Annotated in this window: 18 protein-coding genes and 1 riboswitch; of the genes, 10 read left to right on the top strand and 8 right to left on the bottom strand. The window is 52.7% G+C overall.

Annotated elements, in window-relative coordinates:
- Positions 1 to 26 precede the first annotated feature (26 nt).
- The 5 genes from F0P93_RS10280 to F0P93_RS10260 all read left to right on the top strand — a co-directional run bounded on the left by F0P93_RS10280 (position 27) and on the right by F0P93_RS10260 (position 5,110).
- Complete coding sequence (locus F0P93_RS10280) at positions 27 to 1,490, top strand: arginine deiminase family protein (RefSeq protein WP_150876261.1); 1,464 nt, start codon at positions 27 to 29, stop codon at positions 1,488 to 1,490.
- 17 nt (positions 1,491 to 1,507) lie between these two features.
- The gene (gene ctlX, locus F0P93_RS10275; protein WP_150876260.1) at positions 1,508 to 2,437 is read left to right on the top strand and encodes a citrulline utilization hydrolase CtlX; all 930 of its coding nucleotides are present in this window, start codon (positions 1,508 to 1,510) and stop codon (positions 2,435 to 2,437) included.
- A gap of 363 nt (positions 2,438 to 2,800) precedes the next feature.
- The gene (locus tag F0P93_RS10270) at positions 2,801 to 3,244 is read left to right on the top strand and encodes a MarR family winged helix-turn-helix transcriptional regulator (protein ID WP_114404187.1); all 444 of its coding nucleotides are present in this window, start codon (positions 2,801 to 2,803) and stop codon (positions 3,242 to 3,244) included.
- 175 nt (positions 3,245 to 3,419) lie between these two features.
- A complete protein-coding gene (locus tag F0P93_RS10265; protein WP_150876259.1) occupies positions 3,420 to 4,139 on the top strand; it encodes an SDR family NAD(P)-dependent oxidoreductase in 720 nt (239 codons plus the stop codon).
- 47 nt (positions 4,140 to 4,186) lie between these two features.
- Complete coding sequence (locus F0P93_RS10260) at positions 4,187 to 5,110, top strand: SMP-30/gluconolactonase/LRE family protein (RefSeq protein ID WP_150876258.1); 924 nt, start codon at positions 4,187 to 4,189, stop codon at positions 5,108 to 5,110.
- A gap of 78 nt (positions 5,111 to 5,188) precedes the next feature.
- Here F0P93_RS10260 and F0P93_RS10255 read toward each other — a convergent pair whose 3' ends face one another.
- The 5 genes from F0P93_RS10255 to F0P93_RS10235 all read right to left on the bottom strand — a co-directional run bounded on the left by F0P93_RS10255 (position 5,189) and on the right by F0P93_RS10235 (position 15,347).
- Positions 5,189 to 5,692, bottom strand: a complete 504-nt coding sequence (locus tag F0P93_RS10255; protein WP_191908770.1) for a hypothetical protein — start codon at positions 5,690 to 5,692, stop codon at positions 5,189 to 5,191.
- Between the two features lie 27 nt (positions 5,693 to 5,719).
- A complete protein-coding gene (locus tag F0P93_RS10250) occupies positions 5,720 to 7,204 on the bottom strand; it encodes a SusD/RagB family nutrient-binding outer membrane lipoprotein (RefSeq protein ID WP_150876256.1) in 1,485 nt (494 codons plus the stop codon).
- 24 nt (positions 7,205 to 7,228) lie between these two features.
- A complete protein-coding gene (locus F0P93_RS10245) occupies positions 7,229 to 10,354 on the bottom strand; it encodes a SusC/RagA family TonB-linked outer membrane protein (RefSeq protein ID WP_150876255.1) in 3,126 nt (1,041 codons plus the stop codon).
- 318 nt (positions 10,355 to 10,672) lie between these two features.
- Positions 10,673 to 12,163: a RagB/SusD family nutrient uptake outer membrane protein gene (locus F0P93_RS10240; RefSeq protein ID WP_150876254.1), complete on the bottom strand. Its 1,491-nt coding sequence runs from the start codon at positions 12,161 to 12,163 to the stop codon at positions 10,673 to 10,675.
- A gap of 55 nt (positions 12,164 to 12,218) precedes the next feature.
- Positions 12,219 to 15,347, bottom strand: a complete 3,129-nt coding sequence (locus tag F0P93_RS10235; RefSeq protein WP_150876253.1) for a SusC/RagA family TonB-linked outer membrane protein — start codon at positions 15,345 to 15,347, stop codon at positions 12,219 to 12,221.
- Positions 15,348 to 15,525: 178 nt separating this feature from the next.
- Between F0P93_RS10235 and F0P93_RS10230 the strand changes: the two genes are divergently transcribed.
- Entirely contained in the window at positions 15,526 to 16,839 is a 1,314-nt protein-coding gene (locus F0P93_RS10230; RefSeq protein WP_225309440.1) for an amidohydrolase, read from the top strand.
- A gap of 55 nt (positions 16,840 to 16,894) precedes the next feature.
- Here F0P93_RS10230 and F0P93_RS10225 read toward each other — a convergent pair whose 3' ends face one another.
- Together F0P93_RS10225 and F0P93_RS10220 are read right to left on the bottom strand one after the other, a co-directional pair.
- On the bottom strand, positions 16,895 to 17,143 hold the full coding sequence (locus F0P93_RS10225; protein WP_229315683.1) for a four helix bundle protein: 249 nt from the start codon (positions 17,141 to 17,143) through the stop codon (positions 16,895 to 16,897).
- A gap of 224 nt (positions 17,144 to 17,367) precedes the next feature.
- The gene (locus F0P93_RS10220; protein WP_150876251.1) at positions 17,368 to 18,273 is read right to left on the bottom strand and encodes a S66 peptidase family protein; all 906 of its coding nucleotides are present in this window, start codon (positions 18,271 to 18,273) and stop codon (positions 17,368 to 17,370) included.
- Between the two features lie 336 nt (positions 18,274 to 18,609).
- On the opposite strand from F0P93_RS10220, the gene F0P93_RS10215 reads away from it, so the two are divergent.
- The 3 genes from F0P93_RS10215 to F0P93_RS10205 are packed head-to-tail and all read left to right on the top strand — an operon-like array spanning position 18,610 to position 21,547.
- Positions 18,610 to 19,578, top strand: a complete 969-nt coding sequence (locus F0P93_RS10215; RefSeq protein ID WP_150876250.1) for a glycosyltransferase family 2 protein — start codon at positions 18,610 to 18,612, stop codon at positions 19,576 to 19,578.
- The gene (locus tag F0P93_RS10210) at positions 19,578 to 20,363 is read left to right on the top strand and encodes a polysaccharide deacetylase family protein (protein ID WP_225309439.1); all 786 of its coding nucleotides are present in this window, start codon (positions 19,578 to 19,580) and stop codon (positions 20,361 to 20,363) included. The genes F0P93_RS10215 and F0P93_RS10210 overlap by 1 nt, the downstream gene beginning before the upstream one ends.
- On the top strand, positions 20,360 to 21,547 hold the full coding sequence (locus F0P93_RS10205; RefSeq protein WP_150876248.1) for a glycosyltransferase family 87 protein: 1,188 nt from the start codon (positions 20,360 to 20,362) through the stop codon (positions 21,545 to 21,547). The genes F0P93_RS10210 and F0P93_RS10205 overlap by 4 nt, the downstream gene beginning before the upstream one ends.
- Here the strand turns inward: F0P93_RS10205 and F0P93_RS10200 are convergent.
- Positions 21,490 to 21,816 carry a DciA family protein gene (locus F0P93_RS10200; RefSeq protein WP_114404177.1) on the bottom strand — a complete coding sequence of 109 codons (327 nt, stop codon included), beginning with the start codon at positions 21,814 to 21,816 and terminating at the stop codon, positions 21,490 to 21,492. The genes F0P93_RS10205 and F0P93_RS10200 overlap by 58 nt on opposite strands.
- A 300-nt stretch (positions 21,817 to 22,116) precedes the next feature.
- On the opposite strand from F0P93_RS10200, the gene F0P93_RS10195 reads away from it, so the two are divergent.
- Positions 22,117 to 23,595 carry a Gfo/Idh/MocA family protein gene (locus F0P93_RS10195; protein ID WP_138989824.1) on the top strand — a complete coding sequence of 493 codons (1,479 nt, stop codon included), beginning with the start codon at positions 22,117 to 22,119 and terminating at the stop codon, positions 23,593 to 23,595.
- A gap of 261 nt (positions 23,596 to 23,856) precedes the next feature.
- Positions 23,857 to 23,973: riboswitch (SAM riboswitch) on the top strand.
- The last annotated feature ends 139 nt before the right edge of the window (positions 23,974 to 24,112 follow it).

The following is a 24,112-nucleotide window of genomic DNA, read 5'->3' as shown; positions in this document are numbered from 1 at the left end:
GTATTCCCTTTTTTAGTCATTGGAGTATGCAACATGGTAATCATCAGGTGCGCACGCAGGAAATCAGGGTGAGTTCAGAAGTCGGTTCGCTGAAACGGCTGCTGATTCACAGCCCCGACCGCGGCCTGGGAAAAGTCGTCCCTTCCAAGGCGCAGGACTGGCTTTTTGAAGACATCGTTCACCTGGAAACGATGCGGAAAGATGAGTATGACTATTACGTAAAAATTCTGCTGTATTTTCTGGATCCGGATAAAATACGGGGCAAACTGGCCGCAATCAATGCCGATTCCGAGCGTAATTTTTTCAAACCCGACCATCCGGACTATTTTCGGTCTGACGCCGTTATCGATATTCAGCACCTGCTGACCGAAATTTTAGCCGATGAAGTGATCCGCACCCGGCTGATTTCGGGAATTTGCGCCGTTGAAAGGTGTAGTTTCTTCATTCAGAGCCAGTTGTATACGTATGATCCGGTTGAGTTGTCGAAGATTCTGATCTCCGGATCCCTGCCCGACCGGACGATGCTTTTCGCCCCCTTGCCGAATTTCATCTTCACGCGCGACATTGGCATAGTTATTAATAGCCATATTTTACTGAACAAGCCCGCCAAGCTGGCCCGGACCCGCGAAGCGTTTCTGGCCCAGTACATTTTCTTTTACCACCCGTTGTTCAGCAAATACCGGGATAAAATTATCGAAATACCGGACAACGAGCATCATTTTCTGTTGCCCGACAACGAGGTAAGCAACGACTATTCGCGGTCGACGCTCGAAGGGGGGGATGTGATGATGGTGGCAAAAAACCACCTGTTGATCGGGTGTAGTGAACGAACGACTCTGTATGCTGCCCAGCAGGTTATTCGCCTGTTGTTTGACAAAAATGTGGTCGATAAAGTGACAATTGTCAAGATTCCGAAAAAGCGGGATTACATGCACATCGACACCATTTTTACGCAGGTAAAACGCAACGTCTGGGTGTTGCTGGGGTCGTTGGGACGCACGGGGGATGAAGCCCGAAAGCGCGATTTGCTGCATTTTCTGGCCCCAAAAGACGTTCCGGACGATTTGCGGATCATCCAGTTTCGGAAAGGGGAGGAGCATAAACCGGTGGAGATCGAAAACCTGGAAGACCTGCTGACGGCTATCAGCCGGGACGATCTGGGCTGTACGGAACCGGTGCGGTTTATTTATTCCGGAAACAACGAATTTCCGTTTGGAGCCCGCGAACAATGGACGGATTCCTGCAATCTGCTGGCGCTAAAAGACGGGGTAGTGATCGGGTATGACCGGAACGACAAAACCCTGGAAGCGTTTCGGCAGGCGGGGTTCGAAACCGTACGGGCGGCCGACTTGCTGGATCGGTTTGAGCGGGGTGAGGCCGACCCCGAAACCCTTGAAAATACCTTCATCCTGTTGCCGTCGGCTGAACTGTCGAGGGCGCGGGGCGGTTCTCATTGCATGAGTTTACCTTTGTTGCGTGCCGAATTATAACCCTAATCCCTAACCCTATGCAGTCGCAGACAACCTCAAACCTTCTCATGATCAGGCCCGTACGGTTTGGGTTTAATGAGCAAACCGCCGGGAGCAATGTGTTTCAGAACGCAGACCTGGCGACTCAATCCCGGGATGTGGCGCAGGAAAAAGCTCTGCGTGAATTTGACGACATGACGCATCAACTGATGGCGGCCGGGGTGAACGTCATCATTTACGACGATTTACCGGAGCCGTTTACGCCCGATTCGATTTTTCCCAACAACTGGGTGTCGTTTCACTACAGTGGTACCGTGGTGCTCTACCCGATGCAGGCCCCGAACCGCCGGCTCGAACGGCGGCTGGACATCATCGATGACCTGGCAAAAAAATACCACGTTGCTAAAATTGTTGACCTGACGCATTTTGAGCAGCAGGGAAAATACCTCGAAGGAACCGGTAGTCTGGTGCTTGACCGGATGAAGCGGATTGCCTACGCCTGTCTGTCGCCCCGAACCGATGCCGACGTTCTGGCCGAGTTCAGCCAGAAAACCGGGTACAGTGTCGTTGCCTTTTCGGCGGTCGATTCGGCCGGCATACCCGTTTACCACACCAACGTGGTCATGTGCATTGGCGACGTTTTTGCTATAGTCTGTCTGGCGGCCATTGCCGACCCCGACGAGCGGCTGATGGTGCGGCAGTCACTGGTGAACAGCGGGAAGCACGTGATCGACATTACACTGGAGCAAATGGCTCATTTTGCGGGAAACATGCTGCTGGTAACAACCCGGAAAGGGCAAAAACTACTGATTATGTCGACGCAGGCTTTTGATTCGCTTTCGGCCCGGCAGCGCGACGAATTGGACGATTTCGCTACGCTGTTCCATTTCAATCTGTCAACGATCGAAGGAAACGGAGGTGGTTCGGCGCGTTGTATGATGGCTGAAATTCATTTGCCTTCCCGATAAAGGAGCGCTATTGGGAAGAAAATCAGCATTGTCGGGCCGGTAACTGGCCGTGAGCACGGGCTGAAACCGGCAGAGAGAGATAGGGATTCTCTTTATAACAAGTCAGTGCCCCTATTTTTCAAATTGTATTTATTTTCTATTTTCTTGGATCTTTAATACCGTTTAATAACTTAATTGTAGCAACACCTATTTTTACTTTTTCAAGTCTCTAAAACTATAGTCATTTGTGTTAACAAATTAGTAACAAACGCGTTCGAATATTTTAAAAAACAATTGCTTTGACAAACTAATTCTAATTAAGTTCGTTATATTTACAAATCGGTAACATAATTAAGAGGTTGAAATTAAAAAACCCTAGCAATCATGATCGCAGAAAAAAAACGGATTTCAAAGTACAGCAGTTGCCTGAATTTCACGGCGAATGCCTTAGCGAGAGTAATGACTAACATTTCCGACGACGAATTTGGTCGTTTGGGCTTGACGGCTTCCCATGCTTTTGTATTGAAAGAAGCCATTGAAAATCCCGGTATTCAGCCGAAAGAATTGAGTGGAGAACTGCACTTGACGCCATCGACCATCACGCGCCTGATTGAAAAGCTTGAATTGAAAAAACTGGTAGAGCGCAAGATCGAAGGAAAACACACGCTGGTTTATGCAACGGAGAAAGGAATCACCATGTTACCGGATATCAAAAAAGCATGGGACAACCTGATGCGCCGTTATGCTGATATTTTGGGTGATGAAAGCTCCCGCCGAATGACTGACATGCTGTATGGAGCCGTCAAAGCATTGGGAAAAGATTCATAATCTCCCATTTTAATACGAAATGGAGTAATGATTGTGCAATCATGTATAACTTGGAAATGCCTGAAAAAGGTCGCTTTTTAAACAATTTCAGTGATTGAATAGTAGAGTTGGTGAGGTTGCGCCGATGCTTAAAGGGGCCGACGTGGTTCAACTCTACCATTCAATCATTGAAGTCATGAACACCAATCACGAAAAGGTTGCCTTAGTAACCGGTGCAAACCGGGGATTAGGCAAAGAGATTTCTCAGGAGCTGTGCAAAAAAGGCTATGCGGTTTTCATGGCCTCCCGCGATATAGAAAAAGGCCGTGAGGCTGTTCACACACTTTGTGGACAGGGATACGAAGCCATCTTTCTCCACCTGGATGTTACCGATCCGGTCAGCATCAAAAATGCCTATGGCGCCTTCTCCCAAAAAGCCAGCCATTTGGATGTGCTGGTAAACAATGCGGCCATTCTGGAAGAAACCGACCGGCATGTGTCCATTTGTAAACTCAATGTCGAATCGCTGGAACGCACCCTGAAAACCAATCTGATTGGTCCGATCCTGGTGATTCAGGATTTTCTGCCGTTTCTAGAAAAAAGCCGGACCGGAGCTCGCATCATCAACATGACCAGCGACTTAGGCTCGCTTTCCCACATGCAGGACAGCTATCCGGCTTATAGCCTTTCCAAAACCGCCCTGCATGCTATGACCCGCCAGTTTTCGGCTGCTTTGGCAGGGAAAAATATTGCGGTGAATTGCGTCAATCCGGGTTGGGTCCAAACCAGCATGGGTGGCTCCGGTGCCAACCGCTCTCCGGAGAAAGGCGCCGAGACCGCCGTCTGGTTGGCTACTGAAGCCTCTCTGGCCGAAACCGGGAAGTTCTGGAAAGATAAGCGCGAAGTGCCCTGGTAAGCGGAATCTACTATCTTTGTACCTCCCTGAACCTTAACCCGATTCCGATGAATTTCACTGGAAAAGCTGGCCTTCTCTCCGCCGGTCTGTTACTATTCGCATTCCCTGGTCTTAGTTCCGGTGGGCCGTTTGGCGGTGCCGATTCCGTCAAAGTGACCGCACCGGGCGCCGTACCGAAACAGATTTCCAGCCAGTTCAAGTTTACGGAAGGCCCCGCCGTCAATAAAAAAGGAGACATTTATTTTACTGATCAGCCCAACGATAAAATCTGGAAGTACGACACCGGCGGCAATTTGACGCTGTATAGGGACAAAACCGGTCGTTCCAACGGGCTTTATTTTGACCGGAAGGGCAACCTGATTGCCTGTGCCGACGAGAAAGATGAGCTGTGGTCGATTAGCCCGAAAGGGAAGGTGACGGTTTTGCTGGCGGATTTCGAAGGCAAACGGCTCAACGGCCCCAATGACTTATGGATTGACGCGAAAGGCGGTATTTACTTCACCGACCCCTACTACCAACGCGATTACTGGGAGCGGAAAAAACCGGATCTCGAAGGCCAGAAGGTTTATTATTTACCCAAAGGGAAAAAGCAACCAGTCGTTGTAGATGGCGATCTGATGCAACCCAACGGCATTGTGGGAACGCCCGATGGCAAATCCCTCTATGTCGCCGACATCCGCGCCAGCAAAACGTATAAGTACCAGATCAACGACGACGGCACGCTGACCAATCGCCAGCTTTTCGTTTCGCAGGGTTCTGACGGCATGACGATCGATAACCAGGGTAATGTTTACCTGAGTGGCAGAGGGGTAACGGTTTACAATCCGGCGGGTGAAAAACTGCAGGTTATTCCGGTTCCGTCCCGCTGGGTGGGCAACCTCTGTTTCGGCGGAAAAGACCGCCGTACGCTCTTCATTACGGCTTCGGAGTCGGTTTACACTCTGGCGATGCAGGTAAAAGGGGTGGAGTAACGGAATCGAAACCATTTCCACAAAAAAGCCAGCCTTCAGGATGAAGGCTGGCTTTTTTGTGGAAATCAAACCGTTGCGTTAAGCGAGAATACGAACGCGGACCGGCGTAGCAATAATCTGCGTGCCGTCATCCAGGGTGACCTGGAAAATAAAGGCAATCTCACGGAAACCCGGTAGCGCAACCGGCGTGCTCGGAACGGCGGGCCGCTTCGTGGCAAAATCCTTAACGGTCGTCGTAAACTCCACGGTGGTGCCGCTGCCGGCAATTGGAGCTGCATTGTAATTACCCGCCGTAGTCACGGTTCCGGCGTTGATGCTGGTGGCACCAGCCGCTACTTTCGAAATTTCCTTGATTGTCCGGCCACTGGAAGACGGGATCGAAAGCGTGATTTTGATGTTACCACCCGCAGCTACCGATGTTTCGTAGTACGGATCGAAACCGTAGGTCGTTGCACCGGTGTAAGTGATTGGAACCGTTGGTCTATTGTCCTGCACCAGGTCGCTGTAAACGTAGTCGTCTTTGCAGGAAACACCGGCCAGCGCGAGTACGGTAAGCAGAAGGAATTGCGTTATTTTTTTCATGATTGTTTTCCGTTATCAAATGACCGATTAATCAACATCCCACCATAACTTGACATTGGACTGCGGCCCGGGATTCGGGAAGGCCGGATTCCGCTCGATTTCCTGGGTGATGTAAGCCGCCCGCACCGGACGGGTTCCATCGATCCCAACGGCATTCTGCGATGCTGTCAAACGAGGATAACCGGTTCTGCGCCAGTCGTTCCACGACTCCAGACCGTTGCCGGTCCAGGCAATCCACTTCTGGGTGATGATCTGCTCCAACTGCTGCTCTTTGGTTCCGGTCAGGGTCGCCACTGCCGGATTGGCAGCCAGATAAGCTGCGATGTCGGCATCAGCGACACCTGCCAGTTTCATCGAAGCCGTAATGCCTTCGGTATACAGCGTTTGCGGATTGCCCGGCGTTCCCAGGATCAAAGCCGATTCGGCCAGAATAAACGCCCGCTGGAAGTTGGTCAGCAGCCGCACCGGGCCTTCTCCGCTCGTTCCCGTTACGTACGGACTGTAGCGTGACCAGTTGGTTGACGGACTGGGCAATGTGCCCCGAAAACCGTTGTCGATGGTGACGTAATCAGCCGCCGGTTTGGTGAAGAATTTGGCCAGCCGGGGGTCGGTTTTGGTCGGATCCGTCGCACTAGGCCGCAACACGTTCAGGAAACGGGTGCTCATAATCAGCTCGTTACTGAAGGAAGCGAAGATGGCCAGGTTCCACATAGGACTGGTACTGCCCACGTTGCTGCCAAATTTTACGTTCAAATCGAGCGCATTGCTGTTGATATACAGGTTTTTAGTCAACACTTCGTTGATTACCTGCGTCGCCAGTTGCGGTTCTTTCCGGCTGATGGTATTGGCGAGCTTCAGCATCAGGGTGTAGCCAGCCCGTTTCCAACTGTCGATGTTACCACCGTAAACGATGTCTTCGGCAGCAGGCTTGGAGGTCGAAGCAGCATCGAGATCCGTCAGACCTTCGCGGATCAGATCAAAGAGACTTTGAATCCCCAGGGACTGGTTGCCCTTGTAGATATCTTCCTGCTTGTCGATCCGCGGTTGAATGAACTCTTCACCCTTCAATGCTTGTGAATAGGGTACATCGCCCCACACATCGGTGGCAATGCTGAACGTGTAGGCCTTCATGATTTTGGCAATGCCGGTATACGCTTTGGCGTTGTTCTGGTCAGCAGCTTCGATCAATTTCTGGTAGTTGACGAGCGCACCACCGTAGATGTCAAAACGCCACTGGTTTCCGAAATCGGCACCGTTTGTATTGAAAATGTCGTAGGCAGCCGGGCTGCCAGCGGCCCCCGCCAGGTAGTTCATCACCACCGAGCCAAACCGGTTTAGTTCACCATTATTAGCAAATGCAGAACCCGCTAAGGCTGTGGGTAATAAAACCGGGGGCGTTACCGCCGTAGGTTTGTTGGGATCGAGGTTGATATCGTCCACAAAATTGCTGCAGGCCCCGATTGACAACATCAACGGAACCAGAAGGAATTTTTTATAAGTCGTGACTTTCATTGTCGGAAGAATGATGAAGGTTGATTAAAAGGTAAACCGCAGGTTAACGCCATAATTCCGGGTGTTGGGCGCTCCATTCAAATCAAGCCCCTGAATATTACCGGCTCCCTGCGTGTTTACTTCCGGATCCATGAAGAAGTTAGGAGCGTAGAAGAACAGGTTCCGGCCACTAACCCCCACCGAAATTGCACCAAAAGGCGTCTTGCCAATCAGGCTGCCCGGCAGGCTGTAGTTCAGGGCAACTTCACGCAGCCGGTAAACCGTCGCATCGAACACGGCCGCTTCAGAAGCCAGACCACCGAGACCGGCCCAGTAGTTCTGTGCGCTAATCTGGATGTTGTTCGGTCGGTACGTCTTCGTACCATCCGTATTGGTTACCTCGATGACGCCCGGCAAAATGCGGGGTTGATCCCGGTCGACTCCCGTTACTTTCAGGTGCCCCTGGCTTCTCAAGTCGGCCGCACTGAACGAGTAAAGGTCTCCACCCTGACGGGTATCGAACAAAACCGACAACGACAGGCCTTTGTAACTGAAGTTATTCGTCAGACCCGCCGTCCAGTCCGGATTTGGATTGGCAATCACCTGACCGGCAAGACCCGGTACAAACTGGCCGGTATTGGGGTTGATCAGATACTCACCCTGCGGACTGCGGACGTTGGCCGTTCCAACAATGACGCCATAGGGTTGCCCCAGCACGATGGACGGGTTGATCCCGATGAACGCATTGCCGGTAATCGGCGATTGCGTTACACCCGGGGCAATTTCTTCCACTTTGTTCCGGATGCGGGTAAAGTTCAGGATCAAATCCCACTTGAATCCGCTTTCCAGCCGGACCGGGGTCGTATTCAACACCAGTTCAATCCCCCGATTTCGCATGGAACCCACGTTGGTCGTACGGGTGTCGTAACCGGTTGAGTTGGAGACTGAGACGTTGAAAATCTGGTTCGTACTGCGGGTATCGAAGTACGCCAGATCGATGCTGGCCCGGTTGCGGAACAGCCCCAGATTTAACCCGAATTCATACGACCGCACGAATTCCGGAGTCAGACTTGAATTACCGATCCGGTCATCGATCCGGAAGCCGGGTAAGCTGGTGGTTCCGACAGAAATAGGGAAGGTAATGCTGGCAGCATTGTTTCCGTAAGAAGCGGGCTCAAACACGGAGTTGAGCAGATACGGATCGGCATCCCGGCCCACCCGGGCAATACTGGCCCGTACTTTGGCGTAAGAAAGTACGTTTGAGTTCAACTTGAACGCATCCGTTGGCACAAAACTGACCGCAGCCGATGGGTAAAAGTAGGTGTTGTTGGCCTTCGGTAAGGTCGATGATTTATCAACCCGACCGGTCAATTCCAGAAACAGGTAGTTCTGGTAGCCCAGCGAAAGCTGGCCATAATACCCCATCAGCCGACGCATGGTGCTGCTCTCGGTACTGGCAGAGAAAACCGATCCGTTGCTGATGTTTTCGAAACCGGGAATGGTCAACTGCTGGCTGATGATCGTTGGATTCTGAGTCTTCCGCTGGTTGATGTTATTTCCCAGCAACAGGCTGGCATTCAGGCCTTCTAAAAATAGATTGTCTTTCTGGGCGGTGATGATCAAGTCCCCGTTCAACTCCGACCGGAAGAAGATATCTTCCCGGAGTTCACCGGCTGGCGTACGCGCTGCTCCAATGGCCGCAACAAATTTCCGGCGGTCGGTGTACGTATCGGCGGTTGCCCGGTACGAAACGTTCAGCCATTTGGTGACGTCGTACCCAATTTGGATATTGCCGAAAACCCGGTCCACCTGGCCTTGCAGCGTTTCGTTATAAGCACTCCACAGGGGGTGGTTCTGCGTGGGGCTGTTGTAATAAATACTCCGGCCCAACGCATTCTGGTAGGGGCGGCCCATCAGGTCATAGCTGCGTGGAATCCGGGTCAACTGACCAAAGGCACTCCCGCCGTTACCGCCCGGGACGCCCTGTTGAACGGTTTGTACGTAGGTTACCGTCCCATTGATTTTAATGCCATTGTTCAGGCGCGATTCCCCGCCGACCTGAACGTTGGTCCGGTTGAATTTGGTGTTGGGAATAACCCCTTTCTGGAGCGTGTTTCCCACCGCCAGAATGAAATTGCGTCGTTCGTCGCCGGAGGCAATGTTGAAGGAGTTTTGCAGAATGCTCCCCTGGCGGTAGAAGTCTTTCACGTTGTTGGGGTAAGCCTGGTACGGAACCGTCTCGCCCTGTGCGGTCACAACCTGCGTGAGCGGTCCGCCGAATTTAGGGCCCCAGGAGTTAGCTGACGTGTTGACGAAGTTGTTCTGGGTTCCCTGTCCGTAGTCGTTTTGAAGTTCGGCTAAACCGGAGACATTCTGAATGTTATACGACGAATTAACCGTTACTTCCGTTTTCCCCTTCATGTTCCGACCGGTTTTTGTCGTGATGACAATGGCTCCTGCCGACGCTCTCGAACCGTACAGAACCGCAGCCGCCGGTCCTTTCAGCACGTTAATCGACTCGATGCTTTCGGGGTTGACGTCGGCCAGCCGGTTGGCGGGTTGCGAACCGAACAATGTGTTTTCGGTCTGGTTCAGGTCGTTGCTGAAAATGATGCCATCGACCACAATTAGCGGCTGGTTGCTGCCGTTGAACGACGTAATCCCCCGGATGTTGATGTTGGTGGAAGCCCCCGGCGCACCACTGGCACCGGTGATGTTCACCCCGGCCAGTTTTCCCTGAAGCGCATTCAGCACGTTGGGTTCCGAGCGCTGGGCCAGCACATCACCCCGAACGTCCTGAGTCGAATATCCCAGCGAACGCCGGTCGCGCTCAATCCCCTGAGCCGTCACCACGACTTCCGACAATTGACTGGCGTCGGCTTTCAATTGCACATTGAGGGTGGATTGGTTGCCGACCACAATTTCCTGGGTGGCGGTTCCGATGAAGCTGAACACCAAACGGGCGTCGGCCGGAACGTTGGTCAGACTGTAGTTTCCGTCTGAATCGGTGGTGGTACCACGGCTGGTACCTTTCAACTGGATGCTCACACCCGGCAGGGTGGAACCGTCGTCGGATGAAGTGACTTTACCAGTCACCGTCCGATCCTGGGCTAGCGCGGGCAGGGCAAAAAGCACGCACAATAGCCAGAATCCGGCTAAACGTTTTCTCATAGATAGGTTATTGTTTGGATGAACGTAAAAAAATGGTTGCAAAAGTACTTTTATATCAGCAATAAGTAAACCAAATAGTGCGTTAAGTAACATTTTTTTCCAACATGCCACGAAAGCCGCTTCAACTACGACTATTGTCTTTCTAACTACTGCTATAATAGTAGGATCAATATAATGATAAATTGAACAATATGGTGTTTAAACCAAAAGAAAACCTTCCGGAGAAGGATTCTAACCCGTTTGTACCGAGTTTCGACCCTTTCCGGAAGGCGTTAAGATAATCCGTCGTGCGGTTTTCCAGGCTACTGCATGGTATTCTTACGGATTTGGCACGGCCAGTTTGTTTACGTTCAGCTCGCCCTGTGGAATCGGCCAGATGTAGACCGAGGCCGCTACCGTCACCGCCTGAATATTGGCTTTGGCGGGTAGCGGAAGATTCTGCCGCAGCAAATCGTTGGAGCGAAATCCTTCTCCCAGCAACTCGATCCGGCGTTCCAGCAGAATGGCATCGACCAAAGCGGTTTTACTGGCCATGGTGGCATAAACCGCCGTGGGTGCCGACCGGCCCCGAACAGCATTCAGCAATGCCAGCGCATCGGCATCGACTCCCGCAGCCAGCCGTGCTTTGGCTTCGGCCAGGTTCAGCAGCACTTCGGCGTAGCGGATCACCGGAACATAGTCCGTATGCTGGGGCCCTGTCGGGAATTTGGTGAGCCGAATACGGCCCGCATCGCCCGTAAAATCATTCTTGACAAAACTGGTTCGGCGGGCGTCGGTGGCCGTAAAAGCCGCATTGCCGATGATTCCGTTCGGGTTCAGGCTGTAGTCACCAATCCCGACAATCGGCATGTAGTAGCTCGCCAGCCCGTTTTGCGTACCGGGCAGGTCGTTGCTGCTCATCGGCATGGATAGAATGGATTCCGTCGTGGTGTAATTGGTAAAAACCGTCGAAACCGATGCCTGCAATTGGTGGGCCACACCCGTTGCCGCCCGGTAAGGGGCCGTCGCCGATACAATCTTGGCCGCTTCCGTCACCACATCGGCGTAGCGACCCATCGCCAGATAGGCCCGGGTTTTCAGGGCAATGGCGGTATTTTTGTGGGCACGCGTCGTATTCAGCGCAGCAGAGGTATTGGTGGCCGCCAGGTTTTGTTCGGCAAAATTCAAATCCTCCAGAACCTGCTTGTAGACGTCGGCGACCGAACTGCGAACCAGATCGTTGTTGCCCGTTCCAACCTCGCCTTTTAACCGAAGTGGCAGGCCCAGGCTGGCTCCGTTGTCCTTCGTGTAGGGCTGGGCATAGAGTTGCACCATTGACAGGTAAGTGAGCGCCCGCAAAAACCGGGCTTCGCCTTTGTACTGACTGGCCAGTGCAGCATCGACCACGGTGGGGTTGGCGTCCAGGCCTTCCAGAAACAAATTGATCCGGTTGATGGCCAGATACGCCTGGTTCCAGAGGTTGGTGGGTTCGTTGGAGCCGGAGTTGTTGGTGTGGTTCCAGGTCTGGAGGGCCGTTACCCCGTTGTTGCTCACATTCAGGAACTCTTCACCCCGCACGTCGACGTAAATGAAATACCGGCCACCCAGAAACTGGCCGTTTTTAACGCTCGAGTACAGACCGTTCACCTGCGCCAGTACCCGATCGGGATTGGAAAAGGCCTCTACATCGGCCAGGCTGGTCAGGGGTTTGGGCTCCAGGAGTTCTTCCTCACTACACGAGGTCACGACGGGCAGCAGGCACACCGAAAGCAGCGCGGCTTTCAGGAACATCCGTCGGTTGGTGGATAAATATGAAGTATGGTTTTTCATGGGAAATCGTGTTAACCGTTTAAAGGGCTGTTCAATCAGGACGTCAAACGATCGATTAGAAATTAAGGCTCAAACCAGCCGTGAACGTACGGGCCTGCGGAACGGAGTTCCGGTCGACACCCGGTGCTGTGTTGGAGTTCCGGTTGGTCGAGATTTCAGGGTCAGATCCCGTGTAGTTCGTAATGATGAACGCATTCTGAACCTGCGCATACACCCGGATCGACGCCAGATTGGCTTTCCGCAGCAGATCGTTCTTGATCGTGTAGGCGAGCATGATGTTCCGTCCCCGCAGAAAGTCGCCTTTTTCTACATTTTCAGAAATCGGGTTGGCCGAACCGTTCGAGATGTTGTCGTTCAGAACCGGACGCGGAACGTCGGTGACATCACCCGCCTGTTTCCAGTGATTCAGCACGCCGATGTCGTTGTTCCAGGGCCGCTGATCGCGCAAACCGGCTTTCGTTCCGTTGTAAATCACGTTTCCGCCCGAAAACTGGAGGAAAACGCCCAATTCCAGGTTCCCGTATTTGAAGGTGTTGTCGAGACCGCCGAACCATTTCGGAATGGCCGCTCCCACCACAACCCGGTCGGTGCCGGAAATCGCCGGGGCGTTGCCGTCTTTGTCAACGTAGGTCCAGCGGCTGGCGGCCGGGGCCGAGTGGTCGTACTGCACCCGGTCGTTGTTGGCGTTGATAAAAATCCGGCGACCATTAGCCGGGTTGACGCCATCGGTCCGGATGACGTAAATACTCCCGATCGACTCATTGACCCGCACGATGTTAGAGCTTTCCAAACCGCCGGTTTGGGCCAGAATGTCGGCGTTGTTGTTAGCCAGCGCCGTCACTTCGTTTTTCAGCGTCGAAATATTGAAGCTGGTGGTCCAGTTGAATTTACCTTTGGTAATGTTCGAAGAGGTCAGGGCCAGTTCGATTCCGGTATTGGCCATCGAGCCAATGTTCGTCAGAATGAAGTTGTTCGGAATTCCGCGCGACGGGGCCTGGGGTTCAGGCAGAACGAGGTCGGTTACGTCTTTCTTGTAGTAGGTCAGTTCGCCCGTAATCCGGTCACCGAACAGGCCAAAGGCGATCCCAATGTCGGTGCTCGTGCTGCTTTCCCACCGCAGCGACGGATTGCCGGCCTGCGCGAAGAAGAACGTGGGCACGGTGCCGTATAAACCGGAGTTAAACAGGCTCAGCGATCCGAAATCGCTGATGCCGGCGTTTCCGACACGGCCCAGACTGGCCCGGATTTTGAATTCGTTGACGACTTTGCCGAGCGAATTTTTCCAGAAATCTTCTTCCGAAACCCGCCAGCCGATCGACCCTCCGGGGAAGTTTCCGTATTTACGGCCAGCCGCGTAGGCCGAATAACCGTCGCGACGGAAGTTGAAGGTCAACAGGTACTTCTGGTCGAAGTTGTAATCCAGGCGGGCGAAATACGAGATCAGGCCATTCTGGCTCTGGAAGTTACCGGACGGTGGCTGGTTGCTCGTAAAATTTCCCTGATAGGACGTAAAGAACGGGTCCGACAGCCCTTGCCGCGCACCACCCCAGCGGTTGATCGTGTACTTTTGAACCTCATTACCGCCGACAACCGAGAAATTGTTTTTTCCTACCTGAAGATCGTACGTCAGGTAGTTCTGCCAGTTCCACTGTTTGATGTTGGTGAAGATGTTAAACGCCTGACCACCTGCCGTTCCACCTTCGCCGTGAACGCTGTTCCGGAAGTCGATGTCTTCCACCGTTGTGTTGTCCATCCCATAGGAGGTCCGGAACGTGAGTCCTTTGAAGAGGGTAAAATCGGCAAAAATATTTCCGAGTACGTGGTTGTTTTCCGACGTAAACCGGCTGAGTTCGAGGTCCGGAAGCGGGTTATAATACCCACCAGCGCCGACCAGGTTCTTGCCAAGTCCCATGTTGTTACCGGCCCGGTTGATGTTGTACGATCCGTCGGGGTTGCGGGGGGCCAGGTTGGGGGCCAGCACCAACGGCAAACGACCCAGACCGCCGGTGCTGAACGCGCCCGTTGTGCCGGTGTTGGGGGCCTGATTTTTGCTGTTGGCCAGGGCGATGTTGGCACCCAGCCGAATGGCTTTGTTCAACTGGTGCGAGATGTTCATCCGGCCCGTCATCCGGTTGAAAGAGTTCTGTTTCAACATCCCTTCCTGATCGGTATAGCCCACCGAGAAGGCGTACTTCGTGTCTTTCGTCCCGCCGTTGACGCCCAGGTTGTGGTTGTGGGCTGTTCCGGTGCGGTAAATCACGTCGTACCAGTCGGTGTTCACCACGCTGCCATCGGCATTGAGGGTGGGGAAAAACTGGTCGGGCAAACCGGCGTTGCGGGCCGCCAGGTTTTTGTAGTCCATGTACTGTTGCGCATCCAGGATTTTAAACAGTTTGAACGGTTTAGTAACCCCAACCCAACCATCGTAGGTCACCTGCACCCGGCCTTCTTTGCCTTTTTTGGTGGTGATCAGAATGACACCTGCGGCCGCGCGAGAACCGTAAATGGCCGTTGCCGACGCATCTTTCAGGATCTCAAGCGATTCGATGTCGGACGGGTTGATGTCGCCCAGTGGGTTGTTCACCGTAAAACCGCCCGCCGAAACGTTGTCGTTGGAGTTGATGGGCAGGCCGTCGATAACGATCAGCGGAGATGAACTGCCGTTGATGGACGAAACCCCGCGCACCCGGATCACCGGCGCATTGTTCAGAACCCCGTTGGGGGTGATGATATTCACCCCGGCCGCCCGGCCCTGCAACGCCTGATCGAAACTCTGAACGGGTTTGTTGGCAATGGTCTCGCCGTTGACTGACGAAACCGCCCCCGTAATGGTTTTTTTGCTTTGCGTACCGTACCCTACCACCACGACTTCGCTGAGGCTGGTGGCATCGACCTGGAGGGTGACGTTGATCGTGGAACGATTGCCCGTTTCGATTTCCTGGGAAGCAAAACCGATGAAGCTGAAGACGAGCCGGGCATTTTCCGGAACGTTGCCCAGACGGTAAGTGCCGTCGCTGTTGCTGTTGGCACCGCGGGTGGTACCTTTGATTTGAACACTCACGCCCGGGAGGGGGGAGCCGTCGTCTGATGAAGTGATTTTCCCGGTAACGGTGCGGTCCTGCGCCAGTGCTGGTAGACACAACAAGGCAAACCACACCCATAGGGATGGTAATAGTTTTTTCATAAATCTGTATATTTGTTTAGGTTATTCGCAAAATTGGTTCAAAAAATGATTGCATAATACTACTTTGATAAAATTTTTCTAAATATTACTTCGAAAAACAACCTAGCTTGCATTTTCGGCAAAACAGGAAATAAACCAGAACGAGTATATGAGGATGTCTACAAAAACAGTCGGTGCAATGGTTTTTTCGCTTGCACTGGCACCGTTTACGTTACCGGCCCAGTCGCCCCTGAAGAATCAGATGAATAAACTGGCCGATGGTCTGGAGAAAAAAGTGATCACCTGGCGTCGGGAAATCCACCAGCACCCGGAGCTGGGCAATCGCGAACTGCAAACCTCCGCCAAGATTGCCGCTCACCTCCATTCGCTGGGCATCGAGGTAAAAACCAATGTGGCCAAAACCGGGGTCGTCGGCATTTTGAAAGGCGGCAAACCGGGGCCGGTCGTGGCGTTGCGGGCGGACATGGACGGTTTGCCGGTGACCGAACGGGGCGATCTGCCGTTCAAATCGACCGTAACGACGGAATTCAATGGTCAGAAAACCGGCGTCATGCATGCGTGCGGTCATGATTCACACGTTGCCATCATGATGGGTGTGGCAGAAGTGCTGGCCAGTGTTAAAAGCGACCTGAAAGGAACCGTCAAGTTTATTTTTCAACCTGCCGAAGAAGGGCCACCGGCTGGTGAAGAAGGGGGGGCGCAGTTGATGGTGAAAGAAGGGGTGCTGGAGAACCCGAAAGTCGACGCTATTTTTGGCCTGCACATCAACTCCCAAACGGAGGTCGGAACGATCAAATACCGCCCGGGGGCTACGATGGCGGCCGTCGATTTTTACAGCATCAAAGTCAAAGGGAAACAGACGCACGGCGCAGCACCGTGGTCGGGGGTCGATCCGATTGTGACTTCGTCGCAAATCGTGATGGGCCTGCAAACCATCGTCAGCCGGAATCTGGCGATCACGGAATACCCGGCGGTGGTGACGGTGGGCGCGGTGCATGGCGGGATTCGGCAAAACATCATTCCGGAAGAGGTGAACATGATCGGCACCATTCGGTCGTTCACGCCCGATATGCAGAAAACGATCCATCGCCGGATTAACGAAATTGCCACCAACATATCGGAAAGTGCCGGAGCCAAAGCCGATGTGAAAATCGACGTGATGTATCCCGTGACTTACAACGACCCGGCTTTAACCGACCAGATGGTGCCGACGCTGGAAGCCGTGGCCGGAAAAGACAACGTGATCATTCGCCCGCTCGATACCGGCGCGGAAGACTTTTCCTTTTTTCAGCAAAAAGTACCCGGTTTCTTCTATTTCCTGGGGGGGATGCCAAAAGGCCGCAAGCTGGAAGATGCCGCCCCGCACCACACGCCGGATTTTTTCATCGATGAAAGCGGTTTTGGCCTGGGCGTCAAATCCCTCTGCCACCTGACGGTCGATTACATGGAACAGTGGAAAGGAGCCGCAACGGCGGGTGGGAAGAAGAAGTGAGAAAGGAAAAAGAATGAAGAATGAAAAATGTAAAATGATGAATATAAAAGTGGGACTACTTCTGGGCTAGATTGCGTTCAGCGGTTTCAATGCTGCGCGTGAAGATTTGAACCAGTTCCCGACATTCCTGGGTGGTTTTTTCGTCGGCAAAAGTAAGGTGCTGCGTTTTTTTGAGGATTTTCAAGTTGATCTGCGACTCCCGAAGCTCTTTCAGGGCACCCTTCATTTTGTGAATAAAATCCTTTCGAGACTCCGCGCCCTGGGCTTCACCATAATGTAAGGCTGGCGCAGTACCCGAACGAATAAGTTGGCCGCCCAGATGACTCCCTGCTTTTGTGGGGGGGATTCGGTTAGTACGGCAATATCAATAAGCCGCTCTTCGAGATCATACTGCCGCGTCTTTCGTTCACCTATTTTATCATTCGTCATTGGCCATTTCCATGTAGTATTCATGAACCATTAGACGACGCTCTCTCTTACCAGTCACTTTTACATTTAAAATTAATCATTTTGCATTTATTATTCCCCTTAAAACCGTAATCGTCCTCCTTCTTCCTTCACCACCAGCTCGGCGGTTTTTCCAATTGGCAGTGCCAGATTGCGGGCGACATGGCCGACCGGGAAATCGAAGCAAACGGGGTAGTTATACCCGGCCACCTGCTCGGCGATGATTTCGTTGGCGGTTTTGCCAAAAGGGGACGACTCATTGATGCGCATGTCCGTAAACTGCCCCACCAGCAATCCGGCCAGATCCGCCAGCCGGCCGGAGCGCCGGAGCTGAATCATCATGCGGTCGGTGGAGAAAAGCGTCTCGTCAATGTCTTCGATGAACAGAAGTTTGCCGCTTAGATCAACGTCGGATGGGGTCCCCAGAATGTGCATGAGCATCGTCAGGTTGCCGCCCACGAGTGGACCTGTGGCCGTTCCGGGGCGGCTGAGACGGTGCGACGGGCTGGTATAGGGCGTGGGAGATTCCCCAAAAAGGCATTGCCGCAGCGTTTCGATGGAATCCGCAACGCCTTCACTGCCAAATAGCTTGGGCATGATGGCGTGCAAACTCTGCACTCCCATCCGGTGCAGGTGGCAGTGTACAACCGTAATATCACTGAAACCAATGATCCATTTCGGATTTTTCAGAAACTGCGTGAAGTCAAGGCGGTCCAGGATGCGGTAGCTGCCGTAGCCCCCGCGGGCGGAAAAAATCGCCCGGATGCTGGGATCGTCGAGCATTCGTTGCAGGTCGCGGGTGCGCAGGGCGTCGTCACCCGCAAACTGAAAATAACTGCTTCGGAGCGATTCGCCTTCTACCACCTCCAACTGCCACTGATCGCGCAGCGTGTGGAAGGCCGGTTCAAGTGCTTCATACTCCAGACGGCTGGCCATTGCCAGTATGCCGACCCGTTGGCCGGGTTCTAAAAAAGGGGGTCGTATCAAATGGGCTGCTGTTTAATTAAAAAAGGTATTGTGAAAATTAAGCCGGTTTGCTGCCGAACGAACCAATGGGTAAGTCTTGCTTTTAAGCCATAGGTTACTCAAAAACGCGCAGCACCTATTGGCTTTCATTTTATTTCTAATAAAAATTTAATCCCTGCTAAGGGCTTGATAGCGTGATAGTTAAATATTTATGAGTGATGTGAGTAGAACTACTTACTGGAACTGGTTACAAAAATATTTAATATTGTTTCTATACTATTCTACCGAATAGGCTACCATCTCTACTGAAAAGACTACCATCGCAAAGGTCACAAAGATAAGATGCCGAATGTATTTATGAACCCACACACTGGCAAAATCAGTGTTGTCGTTCCGGCCCATAACGAAGAAGAAAACCTGCCTGTTTTGGTAAGCCGGCTGGAAAGCGTGTTAGCTCCCTACGAGGATTTCGAAATCCTCATTGTTGACGATGGCAGCATCGACAATACTCTTTATGTTTTGCAGCAGTTGAGCCACCACTACCCATCGGTTCGTTACCTGTCATTTTCCCGGAATTTTGGTCACCAGGCTGCGTTACGGGCCGGTTTCGATCATGCCACCGGTAGCTGTGTGATTTGCCTCGATGCGGATTTGCAGCACCCTCCCGAGCTCATTCCTACCCTGATCGGGCAATGGCATGAGGGCCACGATGTTGTTTGTGCCATTCGGAAACCCGATCCCTCGCTGCCTTTGATGAAACGAAAAACGTCGCGCTGGTTCTACCGGTTTATCCGGACCGTTTCTGACGTGAATCTGGAAGAAGGCGCGGCTGATTTCCGGCTGCTTGACCGCAAAGTGGTTGAAAGCCTGAACCAGTTTAAAGAAACCGATCTGTTCATGCGCGGTATGATTAGCTGGATGGGCTTTCGGCAGAGCCGCGTCGAATACCAGGCCGCCGAACGCTATGCGGGCAAAAGCAAGTATTCGTTCCGCAAGATGTTTAACCTGGCTACGATGGGCATTACATCGTTTACCACCAAACCGCTGTACCTGTCGGTGGTGCTCGGGTTCGGCATGTTTCTGTTTGCCTTGCTGTTTGGGGCGGAAGTATTGTATGAAAAATATTTTACGGCCAACACGGTTTCCGGCTGGACCACCATCGTTCTGCTGATTGTCCTGATCGGCGGGATTCAATTTATTATGATGGGAATCATTGGCATCTATCTGGGCAAGGCTTTTCAGGAGGTTAAAAAGCGGCCTTCTTACCTGATTCAGGAATCGAATATCGTGGATAAAGTCGTCAGCGTGGAGGGATGGAACCGCTAATGCGTCAGATTATGTTCACGGTCGATGTGGAAGAATTCGATACGGCTCTGGAATACGGCCATTCCCTGTCCATCAATGAACAGCTTGCCGTTTCGACACGAGGGCTTCGGTTGTTGACCGATCGGCTGGCAATTCTGCCCGTACGGGCTACCTTGTTTACCACCGCCAACTACGCTTTTCATGAGCCGGACCTGATCCGGAAGCTGTCGGCCACGCATGAAATCGCATCACACGGTTTTTACCACACGACATTCGAACCCGCCGATTTGCTGAAATCGCGCCGGATGCTGGAATCGATCACCGGAAAGCCCGTCGTGGGTTTTCGGCGGGCGCGGATGGGCGCGGTCGATGAAGCAGATTTGCGTGAGGCCGGTTATCGCTACAATTCGTCGTTGCACCCGACGTTTCTGCCGGGGCGGTACAACCATCTGAAGGCGCCCCGGAAACCGTTTCTGAGCGGCACTATTCTGCACATTCCCGCATCGGTAACGCCCCGGCTGCGGTTGCCGCTGTTCTGGCTGAGTCTGAAGAATTTTCCGTTTGCCATTTACAAAAACCTGTGCCTGCATACGTTGAGAGCAGATGGTTTCCTGAATCTGTATGTGCATCCCTGGGAATTCACGGATTTGTCTGCGTATGCCAAAATTCCCGCGTACGTCCGTCGGTATTCGAACCAGCGATTGCTCGACCGGGTCGAGACCTTGTTGCGCTACCTGGGGCCGCACGGCACCTTCCAGACCATGCAGGAATTTTCGGAAACTTTTCAACACACGTTAAAAGCATGAGTTTGCGCTGGTTGACCTTGCCGCGACTGGTGACCCTGTTCATCATCATTCTGACGGGAGCCGGTTTTCAAAAATACCTGATGGGTAGCTTCAACAACTACCTGATGTTTTCGAAGCCGTTTCAGAATCTGTTGCTCAACCAGAGCATTTACGGCTTGTATCCTGATCTGTACGACGACAATTACAAGTATAGTCCGACGTTTGCGTGGTTGATGGGGCCGTTTTATTATGCACCGACCGGCCTTGGGGTGTTCTTCTGGAATCTGATCAATTCCGCCGTGCTGGCCCTGGGTGTCTGGTTGTACCTGGATGGCGAAGAAGATGCCGCCCGCAAGCGCTGGATGGCTTTGCTGATCATCCTTCCGGAAGCCCTGGTGACGGCTCAAAACATGCAGAGCAATAACCTCATCGTTGGAGCCATTCTGCTGGGACTATACCAGTTGCGCAATGAGCGGGTCTGGCAGGCAGCTTTTTGTTTCGTGCTATGCGGTTTCATAAAATTCTATGGAATTACGGCCGCCCTGTTTTTTATTTTTTATCCTAAAAAACCGCAGTTTCTGCTGGCAATGTCGGTCTGGACGGTTGTATTCGCTCTTGCCCCAATCACCCTCATCCCGTTCAGTAGCCTGTTGAACGAGTATCAGGAATGGTTCAAGGTGGTGATGGTTAGCACCTTAGGGCGACTGGTTTCGGTGATGGGGATTCTGGAAGTCTGGTTTGGGATGGCGAAAACCGATGCCAATCTGCGGGTGGTAGAAACCGTTGGCATCGTCCTCTTTCTGCTGCCATTCCTGCGTTTCCGGCTGTGGAGCAATGGGTTGTTTCAGCGCCGGATGATTGCCTACTTTCTGCTGTTTATCATTCTTTTTAACAAAATGGCCGAGTCGCCTACCTACGTTCTGGCCGTAACCGGGGTAGCACTCTGGTGGCTGACGCTCGATTCGCCCACCCGGCTTGACTGGGTTCTGTTGCTAACGGTACTTGTGTTTACCTCGCTGTCGCCGACGGACCTGTTTCCCCGGTTTATTCGGAGCGAGTTTTTCGTGCCGTATCGGATCAAAGCCGTCGGAGGTGTTCTGGTCTGGGGAAAATTGCAGTGGGGATTGTGGACGCAACCGGCTGACGATCAGATAAAAATGACATCTTCCAGTACATCGGCACCCATTTCGCGGTTGATGAGCTGAATCATTTTCTGTTTGGCAATGACCAATTCGCTGCGAAGCGGAGCAGAGTTGATTTCGATGTGGAGCTTGCGGTCTTTAACGTAAAGCCGGTTGGTGCGGGAAGCGATTGCTTTGCCCATCATCTTCTCCCAAAAAGCTTCCAGGTACGTTTCGTTGAAGCGGGTTTGCAGTTGATACGATTTCAGCATCTGCCCGATCGCATCCTTCAGGGCAACCGTTCCGGCACGCCGGGAAGCATTGTCTTTGTCAAAGCGATAGTATTGGGCCATACGAAACGGTGTCTTAATACAAAGGTAACGAACCACCCGAAGGAATGGCCAGGCGATCCCGGAAAAATTTTAACTACGGAACGTGGATGGTTGGATGGTTGATGAGGGTTGGATGGTTAAATGGCTGTAGGATAGTTGAAAGATGGGCTCCACCAGCTATTCGACCATTCTTTACCCTCCAACCATCCTTAACCATTAAAACCATCTCATTTTCTTTAACCATTTTTTCGCCCCGATTGGTATATCTTCCCTACTTTGAGCTTTATTTGTATTGATTTACCTATAGTCCTTATCTGATTTATGCAATCTTCTGAAAAACCGTCGCAGACATCGCGTCGCAAGTTCATTCAGGCCGGGGCATTAGCTGCTGGTAGTTTCTTTATCGTGCCGCGCCACGTTCTGGGTGGGCCGGGCTTCATCGCGCCCAGCGATAAACTTAACCTGGCCGCTGTCGGCTTTGGTGGGAAAGGGTCCAGTGACATCAACAACTCGTTCAACAACGGAGCCAACAACGTCGTGGCCCTGTGTGATGTGGACTGGGGGCTTCCCCGTGTGAAAGAAAATTTTACGAAGCACGCCAACGCCAAGCGTTACAAGGACTTCCGTGAAATGCTCGAGAAAGAAGGAAAGAACATTGATGCCGTTACGGTTTCGACCGCCGACCATACACACGCCGTTGTGGCGATGGCCGCCATGCAGCGGGGCAAGCACGTTTACGTACAAAAACCGTTGACGCACAACATTTACGAAGCCCGGATGCTGACCGAAGCCGCCCGTAAATACAAGGTGGTGACGCAGATGGGAAACCAGGGGTCGTCGAACCCGCAGCAAAAGCAGATGGTAGACTGGTTTGACAAAGGTCTAATCGGAAAAGTACACACGATTCAGATCTGGACCAACCGCCCCGTGTGGCCGCAGGGCATTCCGGTACCGCAGGCAGCCGAAAATACGCCGGTCGATCTGGACTGGGATCTGTGGCTGGGACCGGCCCAGAAAGTGGGCTACACACCGGCTTACCACCCGTTCAAATGGCGCGGCTGGTGGAACTTCGGTGCGGGCGCACTCGGCGACATCGGTTGCCACATCATGGATATTCCGTTCCGCGTTCTGGGACTGGGCTACCCTACCGAAGTGGAAACCAGCATCAGCTCGGTATTTCTGAAAGACTGGACGCCGGAATACAACCCCGAAGGCTGTCCGCCAGCGTCGCACGTAGAGCTGAAATTCCCGGCGTCGGCTAAAAATAAATCCGATGTGAAACTGATCTGGGCCGATGGCGGTATTCGTCCGTTCCGCCCCGACTTTTTGCCCGCCGGTGAAGCCTATCCGGAAGGGGGCGAAAACGGGATGTTCATGGTGGGCGACAAAGGTCTGATTGCCTGCGGCATGTACGGCGATGACCCGAAACTGTATACCAAAGACGGACAGAAAATGGAAGCCGCTCCGAAGCCCAAACCGGTAGACGGAAAACCTTGGCCCGAAAACGGTCACCAGATCCTGTGGACCGAAGCCTGCAAGGCCGGTTTTAACAGCAAGGAACACAAAGCGTTGACGTCTTCGTTCGATTTCTCCGGACCGCTGACCGAATCCGTTCTGATGGGTAACCTGGCCATTCGCAGCTACATGCTCCGGACACCGAAAGCCGACGGCAAGGGCTTCAACTACCCCGGTCGCCAACGCCTGATGTGGGATGGCAAGAACATGAAAATTACCAACTTCGACGATGCCAACCAGTTTGTTTCACGGCAATACCGTGATGGCTGGAAGCTGACGACGTAGTGAACAGGTGAATAGCCCCCGGCGACGTTCCGGAATTTTCGGGCAACGCCAGAATCGTAAAACCTCTCATTTTGTGGTCGCCAGACTGCGAAATGAGAGGTTTTTTATTGAGAATACCCACCGCTTCGAAGTCCTGTTCGACCGGTTTCCTGCCAAAAAATTTGCAGCATCGGGCTTCGTTCGCTATACTTGCGGCTCAAATCAAGTTTCCACACGATTCGAACAACACCGAATCTTTGCAGCAGACTTCCTGCTGCGCTTGATTTATAAAGAAGAGGCAAGAGACCGGGCTCGGTGAACCTCTGGCAACCTGCCGCGCGGCAAGGTGCTACATCCCGCCTACGGATCGCTTCGGCCATCCGATAGGAGATATAAATCGAACAGACACATGACCAACATCCGATGCTGTATGCCCCCGGCGGGCTACTAACTTCACACATTCCAACGATACCGACAACCGGGAGAGGCTATCGGCTGCGGGTTGACTGAATGGGTCGTAGATGCGTCTCCGCCACTC

Source organism: Larkinella humicola (assembly GCF_008727875.1).
Classification (GTDB): domain Bacteria; phylum Bacteroidota; class Bacteroidia; order Cytophagales; family Spirosomataceae; genus Larkinella; species Larkinella humicola.
Note: the sequence above shows the minus strand (reverse complement) of the source record. Positions and strands in the feature narration are given on the sequence as shown.